Annotated in this window: 2 protein-coding genes and 1 pseudogene; 1 reads left to right on the top strand and 2 read right to left on the bottom strand. The window is 44.7% G+C overall.

Translation table 11 applies throughout. The features are described from left to right. A pseudogene (gene cotJC / locus AC1DWN_RS34045) lies at positions 1 to 159 on the top strand (spore coat protein CotJC); the annotation flags it as partial. Positions 160 to 234: 75 nt separating this feature from the next. Here cotJC and AC1DWN_RS34040 read toward each other — a convergent pair. Continuing rightward, positions 235 to 804: a manganese catalase family protein gene (locus tag AC1DWN_RS34040; RefSeq protein WP_477563231.1), complete on the bottom strand. Its 570-nt coding sequence runs from the start codon at positions 802 to 804 to the stop codon at positions 235 to 237. Between the two features lie 42 nt (positions 805 to 846). Next, complete coding sequence (locus AC1DWN_RS34035) at positions 847 to 1,110, bottom strand: spore coat protein CotJB (RefSeq protein WP_477563232.1); 264 nt, start codon at positions 1,108 to 1,110, stop codon at positions 847 to 849. Between the last annotated feature and the right edge of the window lie 100 nt (positions 1,111 to 1,210).

Raw genomic sequence — 1,210 nt, 5'->3', positions numbered from 1 at the left:
GATGGGGAGTTGGCTGCAGCATTGCGTTACTTGAACCAGCGGTATACGATACCCGGAAAAGTAATCGGATTGCTGACAGATATAGGTACGGAGGAATTTGCACATCTCGAGATGATTGCCACTATGGTTTATAAGCTGACGAAAGATGCGACACCAGAACTGCATTTCTTCAATAAAGCACAAAAAACCTCCCCACAGCCAAGTATCACTGCAGAGAGGTATAGAGGTATATATCTAATAAAATATTTTCTCATCCCGCTTTTCCTTAAGTATCTCCACCGCTTCCCGAAACCGCAGCGAATGGACAATCTCACGCTCGCGCAGAAACTTCAAGCTGTCCTGCAGATCCACATCGTCCGTCAGATCAATGAGCCATTGATAAGTAGCTCTCGCCTTCTCCTCCGCTGCAATATCCTCATAGAGATCCGCAATCGGATCACCTTTTGCTTGAATGTACGCCGCCGTCCATGGGACGCCACCTGCGTTCTCATAAAACAATGCGCTGTCATGAGCAACGTAATGAGCTCCTAAACCAGCGGCCTTTAGCTGTTCTGGTGTCGCATCTTTCGTCAGCTTATAAACCATAGTGGCAATCATCTCGAGATGTGCAAATTCCTCCGTACCTATATCTGTCAGCAATCCGATTACTTTTCCGGGTATCGTATACCGCTGGTTCAAGTAACGCAATGCTGCAGCCAACTCCCCATCTGCTCCCCCGTATTGCTCCAATAGAAACTTGGCCATCATAGGATCACATTTGCTTACGCGAACTGGATATTGCAGCTTTTTCTCATACACCCACATTTACAGTACCTCCTTTTAGATTCGCGCTTGCTCCATCCTTTTCTATACCTGCCAAGGCCACGGTTCTTCATTCCAAGACCATGGAACACCTGAGAAGCTTTGACCGAAATTTTTCAAGGGACCATACTTTGCCTCATACAATTGGGCTATCTGCTGCCTTAACAAAGCATAGTTGTTATATTGCTGTATTGCATTTGTATCCATAGGATGAGTATCTAAATATAAGTTCAACTCCAACAATACAAAATCAACAGCCTGCAATTCATGGAGCAGCTTGTAGTATTCTTCATCCAGCGTAATTTTCATCATTAATCACCCGTTTCTTCCCTGACTTTTTTAGTGATTTTAGATTCGTATGGACTAAATAATGCCGGCCAGAGTGTGCCGTACCTTAACGCTTCAAAAG

The organism is Paenibacillus sp. P4_A7 (assembly GCF_056402455.1).
The sequence above is the reverse complement of the archived record's forward strand: the minus strand, read 5'-3'. Positions and strand labels throughout refer to the sequence as shown.